The 6,432-nt window shown below is 39.8% G+C and carries 6 protein-coding genes and 1 pseudogene; all 7 read right to left on the reverse strand.

Features of this window, described 5'->3' with window-relative positions:
• Positions 1-193: 193 nt before the first annotated feature.
• The 7 genes and pseudogenes from ACQKIH_RS22125 to ACQKIH_RS22155 all read right to left on the reverse strand — a co-directional run bounded on the left by ACQKIH_RS22125 (position 194) and on the right by ACQKIH_RS22155 (position 6,251).
• A complete protein-coding gene (locus ACQKIH_RS22125) occupies positions 194-592 on the reverse strand; it encodes a major capsid protein (RefSeq protein WP_427768970.1) in 399 nt (132 codons plus the stop codon).
• 31 nt (positions 593-623) lie between these two features.
• Complete coding sequence (locus tag ACQKIH_RS22130; protein WP_427768973.1) at positions 624-935, reverse strand: hypothetical protein; 312 nt, start codon at positions 933-935, stop codon at positions 624-626.
• A gap of 15 nt (positions 936-950) precedes the next feature.
• Positions 951-1,631, reverse strand: a complete 681-nt coding sequence (locus ACQKIH_RS22135) for a DUF4355 domain-containing protein (RefSeq protein WP_427768975.1) — start codon at positions 1,629-1,631, stop codon at positions 951-953.
• Positions 1,632-1,924: 293 nt separating this feature from the next.
• Positions 1,925-2,968 (reverse strand): minor capsid protein, encoded by a 1,044-nt coding sequence (locus ACQKIH_RS22140; RefSeq protein WP_427768978.1) that lies wholly within the window; start codon positions 2,966-2,968, stop codon positions 1,925-1,927.
• Positions 2,952-4,331, reverse strand: a pseudogene (locus ACQKIH_RS22145) (phage portal protein). The gene ACQKIH_RS22140 and the pseudogene ACQKIH_RS22145 overlap by 17 nt, the downstream one beginning before the upstream one ends.
• Positions 4,332-4,335: 4 nt before the next feature.
• Positions 4,336-5,769 carry a phage terminase large subunit gene (gene terL / locus ACQKIH_RS22150; RefSeq protein ID WP_427768980.1) on the reverse strand — a complete coding sequence of 478 codons (1,434 nt, stop codon included), beginning with the start codon at positions 5,767-5,769 and terminating at the stop codon, positions 4,336-4,338.
• Positions 5,766-6,251 carry a transposase gene (locus ACQKIH_RS22155; RefSeq protein WP_427768983.1) on the reverse strand — a complete coding sequence of 162 codons (486 nt, stop codon included), beginning with the start codon at positions 6,249-6,251 and terminating at the stop codon, positions 5,766-5,768. The genes terL and ACQKIH_RS22155 overlap by 4 nt, the downstream gene beginning before the upstream one ends.
• Positions 6,252-6,432: the final 181 nt, after the last annotated feature.

Raw genomic sequence — 6,432 nt, forward strand, 5'->3', positions numbered from 1 at the left:
GTCTGGTGAAAATAATTTTTTTGACATGAAAAAACTCCCCATTTGATAAACAGATTTTATTTTTTAATCTGTCTACCTAATGGGGAGCATATCAGCTATTAAACAGTAATGACGGGCTTTGAATTTAGGTTTTATTTTATATTCTGTACATTATAGATCATTGTAATGATTTCTTCTCGCGTGGCTGGGCGCTTTAGAAATGTGCCATCTGATATCCCTTTTTCCTTAGCCCATTTAACTGCATCTTTTGCCCACGTGGCTGGGACTGCATCTTTTTCATAAACTTCTTTTGACACTGGTTTTTCCTCCTCTTTATTATCCGCAATTTTATGACCAATGGTAATTTACGTTTAATCAACGCTGCCTCTAGCGCCATTTTGCTAGCTTCACGTGAGCCGATTTCTGATTCTGTATCAAACGAATGTACAGAGGCAACAACTGGCGTACGCCCAGCACCTTTAATTAAATCGAACTCAAGAGTTGGTTTCTTGATTTCTGGGAATAACGTTGCACCTAGTAAAGCAGGATATTCACGATTTTGTAAGTAATTTAAAACTTCTCGTTGGTTAAATAATTCTAATACGCTCGGCATATTGCGATTCCTCTTTTCTATTAATTATTTATTATCGAAATTTGATTTCCGTTAATGCGGCTTTCGCAGCAGCATCAGGAGCTACTTGAAGTCGAGTTTCCAAGATATACGCTTCTACCAGTAAAGCCCCAGGTTGTGGACCTTCTGTTACGTCTACATCATTTAGCAAAATACCTTTTGCTGTTGCATCGTTTTTGGGATAAATTGTTCCAGCTGGTACGATTTTGCGTCCCTTCGCATTAGCAACCACCCCAGTTTGTTCTACCTGAGTAGTAAACGATTGAAAACGCGCACTTGCTAAAAAGTTAATTTGTTTTGCTGTTTCTTTTTTTGATACGTACATTAAAATTCTCCTCTCTTAAGTCCATAATGTTGTTGCAATTGGCTTGCTTTTTTCGTTCAGTGATTTGGCGAAGTTGGCTCCCACACTTACTTCACCATTGCCTTTCCCTCCACCACCAGGTGGATTGCAACCTCGTAGACGTTCGTTCACACCAGCCTCAACTGATTCACGAAATGCCTTTTCTACTGCATCTAAGCTAGCGTTAGTAGATGCAGCGTCAGTAAATACGAGAATTTCCGCTAGCGATAATGGAAGACTCTTATCTGCTAATGTTTCAAGTGCCGTGGCACGAAGCTCACGGCGAGTGATTTCGCCCTCACGTTTTGCTAGCTCATCTTCACGCTTTTGTCGTTCGTATTCTGCCTTTTGATCAGCATTCATTTTGGCTAATTTTTCAGCTTCCGTTTTGGCAGCATCTAGTTTTAATTGGTAATCCTTTTCCCATTTCGCTTGAGCCTTACCTAATCGTTCACCGAGAATACGATCTAATTCGGCTTGCTGTTCGGCAGTAAACTCAATCTTCTCTGGAGGGTCATTTGGCGAGTCGGCTGGCGGTGTTGGGTCCGCAGGCGGGTCGGCTGGATCCGAGAAGAATTTAAGATTAAGTGGTAACAAAGGTTTAAATTCTCTTACTACCAATTTAGGTTTGGAGAACAAAATATTAATGTACAAAATAAACACTTCAATAAATTTCATAAGTACCTCCCATTTAACGCCCGTCGGCTATCTCCATGCACCTTTTATAGTCGTCAGCACGTTTTGGACATAATAAAAAGCCGCTAAATTAGCGACTGAATTAAATCATTTCAAGGTTTTATAATCTATCTAACATTTCGGTTTATCACCTATTACTAAATTTATAAAGATTGCTAATAGCAAAAGTATCACAAGGTATTCAAACGTGGTTCCTTCTTCAAAGAAAAAATAACTTCCGAAACATATCGTAAGGGCCACCAAGAAAAAACAATTAAAATATTTCAACAACGCTATCACCCCGCATTCGAATATTTCTTCCTCCATTCAGGATATGCCATATTTGCTGGAATAAGTTCATTCTTACCTGTGATTGGATTACGTACTCTACGCTGAATATTTTTGAGCGTCTGCGCACCAAAATAAGCACGAGTTGTAGAACGACAAAAAACATGCATCGGCGGCATGTTAACTCCTGGTTTAGCATCTTTAACTTTGTATACTTCCTTATCTTGTTCTTGGCATTGTGGTGATGTACGCATATCTAATGTAGCAAGGAACATATACTCATCAACTTCTGCCTCTTTATAACTTTCCATTTCAGCAGCATTAGCCATATAAGTTGTTTCGGTACGGATTAGACGACTAGCAGCAAACTTCCCTACTCCCATTCGCTCGGCTAAATCCTGTATCATCTTACGTGTGCTGGTACCTGACATAAAACCTGCTGTAATCACTTCGCTAATTTGTGAGGCTAGCGTATCTGTATTATCCCAAACACGTTCACTAAAATGCTTGCCACTCCATGGATTTTTCAAGATTGATTCAATATTACTTTCAGGCATAGCAGCGAATTCAAACCCTACACCTAAGCCACGATGAACATCATACATTGTTCGGTAGTAAGTATCTCTTATGATTTTCATATAGCCTGCCGTGCTTGCTTGTATTTCAGCATCAGCAATGATTTTGGACTGTAAATAAGCATTCTCTTTCAAGGCTTCTAAACGAGTAATTCGGGCTCTATATGTTGGAGCATTCATTCGAGTAAGGAGCCAACGCTTAATACGTTTATCCTTTATGTTCAGATAGATTTTCTTTGCAACCCCCAATAAAGGATTCGGAATACGTTGGTTAAGTATCTTCTTCGCTTCACTTGGGCTCAATTGTCCATTTGTACCAAACGTCTCGAATATCTTGTCAATCTCAAACTGGATATCCTTTTGAGCCTTATCGTAAGCTTTGTTCACAGTCTTAACAGTTGCATCTGCCGAACGATGATACTCAGTCATGCATTCCATTGACCGTTTATCCCAATAACTGTTACTCCTCTGCTTCATCGTCCGTCACATCTTCCGGTGGATCTATTGGATAACCAAATTCTTTTTGAGCACGCTCCATCTTTTCTTCTAATTGAACTTTCACTCTCGCAATCTCTTCTGCTGTGTCATCTACGAACGGAAGTAATGCAAGAAGGGTCTCGTTACTAACAAAGTCAATCAGTGAAACGATTTCTTGAATCGTCAATTCATTCTCTGGCAGGTTACGGATCATCGTAATAAGAACGCCTGCTATTTCAACCGCTTTTGCTTTCACGGTCAAAATATTGGCGAACAGCTTTAGGCGCTTTCGTAATCCTTAAATGTAGAAGCGTTCCTTGATGACGGCCAACTGTTCTAAACCAAACAGCTTGTATTTCATAGCCACTCCCGAACTATTGGAAGCAAAGTTTTCATCTGTTAAGTTAGGGACCATGGAAAACTCATGGATATCGGATTTGATAGTATCTTTCAATATTTCTACCTGTGCCTCATTCAGCTGCTTAACAAGCCAATCAGCATCAGCTCCTTCAGGTAGCTCCATGATCTTGTGCTTCTTAATCATCCTCGCTGTTGCAGATTGTTCTTCTTCATCGTCTCCAAAAGAAACACCGGTCACTTTTAACAACGCATCTACCAACTGCTCCTTGTCATTAACACGGTCTGATTGAAGCAAATTATAAGCATCGATTAAACTGATTTGCTGTTCAAAATCGCCCTGCTCTTCCTCGTTATTAAGAAATTCCGTAATAGGAACAGCTCCCCAATAATGTGGGATATCCTCAATTAGCGTGATGTCTTTTGAATCTACCTTTTCGATAAAGTATTCAACTACATTTGTATCTGAATAGACAAAGGCTTTGAAGCCAATCACTTCATTGTCAATATCACGCTTTTCATAATAATGAACACCAAACATTGGTTTATATTCAACCGTATCGTCAACCACAAGAAAAATCTGCCGTGGATCAATGACCGATACTTTCGGAATTGGCTCATCGTCATTCGACATAAAGTAGAGTTCCAACCCTCTGCCAAATACCGATAAGTCCTTCGCTAGCTCTGAATCATGCGAAACAATATCGATAGTTTTATAAGCCTCTGTAATAGCTTCAATTTGTTCACCTTCGTATTTGATAGGCTTTCCAAATACGTAGCCGGTCGCAATGTCCGTGATGTATTTGGCATGGTTAGCCACCAATTTATTATTAGGTAACCCTTTGTCTTCATCGGATGGACGTTCCAAAATGGCATGCTTGCCTTGATAGTATTCGTCCAGTTTGTTCAGCCTGATAATCCCTTCCTGGTGCTCCTTGATGCAGCTAGCTATCAGCTCTACTGGAATACCGTTCTCTATTAAATCCCTGTCACGAATAATCGCCATATTATCACCTCAATCCTAATTTTGATTTGCTGCCGACACTAACTTTCTTCGCACTGATAATCGATTCAGCAACCCCTGTAATAGCATCTTGTGCATCGTCATGCTTGTTCTTGCCTTCTTTTTGGTATTCGTTCATCGACTTGTAAAACTCAGGCCATCGATTGCGCCAGTCGCTAGGAAAATAGATGTGATCCATTACCCAAGTAGCATTCGAAAGAATCCGAGCCTGTTTATTTTTGGATTGATGAAATAGTACCAACCTTACCCGGTTAGTCTTATGCGTTTCTTTCAGATGCCTTTCAACTGAACGGGAAAAACCTAACCCTCCATTATTCGATTCAATCTCAGCCACACGCACGTTACCTTTAAATAACATTTCTGCTGTCTTAGGCTCTGTAACTGCCATTCCATCTTTTGTATAAAGCACATCAATAATATAGGCTTCTTTGTTAAACGTCACGCCATAGTTAATGCTGCACAAGTAATCGCTACCTTCATCAGCTGTATCTGTATAGTTGCGAATTTCTTTAAATTGCGGCAATTCTCCCTCATACACTTTAAGCGTTTCGTACAATTTGCCTTTCGCATCAATTGGCTCCTGCTGGTAGTTAGCTGCGGCAATTTCTGGCCTCATAGCACGAGTTTTACTTTCGTATGATCTACGACTCAAAATTTCATCACATAACATTGAGCCATCATCTTGCTGTGCCTTTAAATTAATATGGCGAACCTTTTTACCTTCTTCTTTAAAATGAAGAAGCGCTCGCCCTGCTAAATCTTTAGAGGACCAACGCGTCATAATTATTATTATTTTCCCGCCTTCTTCAACACGTGAAAGCATCGTATTCGTAAACCATTCCCAATGCTTTTCAAGCACACCTTCGTTAAACGCCTCTTCCGCATTTTTGATTAAGTCATCGATAATAAGTAAAGATGCACCGAAACCTGTCGCCGTACCAGTAGGTGAAGTGGCTAGATAGTTATTATAACCACCCTCTAAACTCCATAAGTTCATGGCGCCATCACCGAGCTTAATACGTGTATCTGGAAATATGTCGCTATATACTAATTTGTCCTTATCCCCTTTAACCTCTGAAATGTCATTTCGTACGGCTTTGGAAAATGTAGTTGATAGCATTTCATTATACGAACCCGTCATGATCTTTTCGTTTTGATTTTGACCAAATACAAATTTAGCGAACATGGAGGCTGTACGTGACTTACCGTGACGAGGTGGAACATTCACAATCATTACCTCATCATCGGATTCGTAGAAGTCTTGCATTTCATCACACATGTAAATTAAAAAGGCTCGACTCTCTTTATAAAAAGAAGGAGCGAGCACATTGCAAAACTTGAAGAAATTTGTTTTTGCTTCATCGAGCTCTTCTAGCTGCAGTAATGTTTCTAGCTCTAATAATTCTGTATCTGTAATCATTTTAATTTCGCCTTCAATTCAGCTATTCGGTTTTGTCGTTCTTCAGGTGTCATTTCAACGACTGTATTAGTTACTTCACCGCTATGCTCTACTTGTTGCTTATCTCGCCAATCGTTCGGCTTACGATTCTTCAACCAAAAGATTTGAGCGGTTACATCGGGAACAACTTCTTTTGACCGTTCTTCCACAAGTACACTTTTATAACGAGAAACACTCAGCTCGACTAAACGGATTTCTTCCATCGTCGTTTCTAGATGTTCCAATTTATATTTTTGTACAGTCACCTTTTGCAGCATGTGATGTTCATCAGTTGACATTTGCACCTGCTCGTACTTCTTTTCCTTGTATTCGTAACCCAGTGCCCTTTTCAACAATGCATTTTCAACTTGACGGTCGATTACTTCCTTTCCTCTTTTTAAGGCTGCCGAAAGTGCTGGAAACTTATCTCTCCATGTCCGTAATGTTGAATAAGCAATGCCCATATTTTGAGCAATCTGTTCATCGATTAGTCCATCCCTCGCCCAGCCTTCAATTTTAATTAACCCTTCGTCGGTTAGCCATTCGGAATACTGATATGCTCCCCAATAGGTAGACAGATTAAAAAATAAAATCTGTTTATTAAATGGGGAGTTTTCTCATGCCTAAAAAATCATTTTCACCAGA

The organism is Solibacillus cecembensis (assembly GCF_050272495.1).
In the GTDB taxonomy this organism is placed as follows: Bacteria; Bacillota; Bacilli; order Bacillales_A; family Planococcaceae; genus Solibacillus; species Solibacillus cecembensis.

Coding starts and splice junctions, on each gene's coding strand:
- ACQKIH_RS22125 (WP_427768970.1), bottom strand. CDS start 592: ATGCCGAGCGTATTAGAATTATTTAACCAACGAGAAGTTTTAAATTAC.
- ACQKIH_RS22130 (WP_427768973.1), bottom strand. CDS start 935: ATGTACGTATCAAAAAAAGAAACAGCAAAACAAATTAACTTTTTAGCA.
- ACQKIH_RS22135 (WP_427768975.1), bottom strand. CDS start 1,631: ATGAAATTTATTGAAGTGTTTATTTTGTACATTAATATTTTGTTCTCC.
- ACQKIH_RS22140 (WP_427768978.1), bottom strand. CDS start 2,968: ATGAAGCAGAGGAGTAACAGTTATTGGGATAAACGGTCAATGGAATGC.
- terL (WP_427768980.1), bottom strand. CDS start 5,769: ATGATTACAGATACAGAATTATTAGAGCTAGAAACATTACTGCAGCTA.
- ACQKIH_RS22155 (WP_427768983.1), bottom strand. CDS start 6,251: ATGGGCATTGCTTATTCAACATTACGGACATGGAGAGATAAGTTTCCA.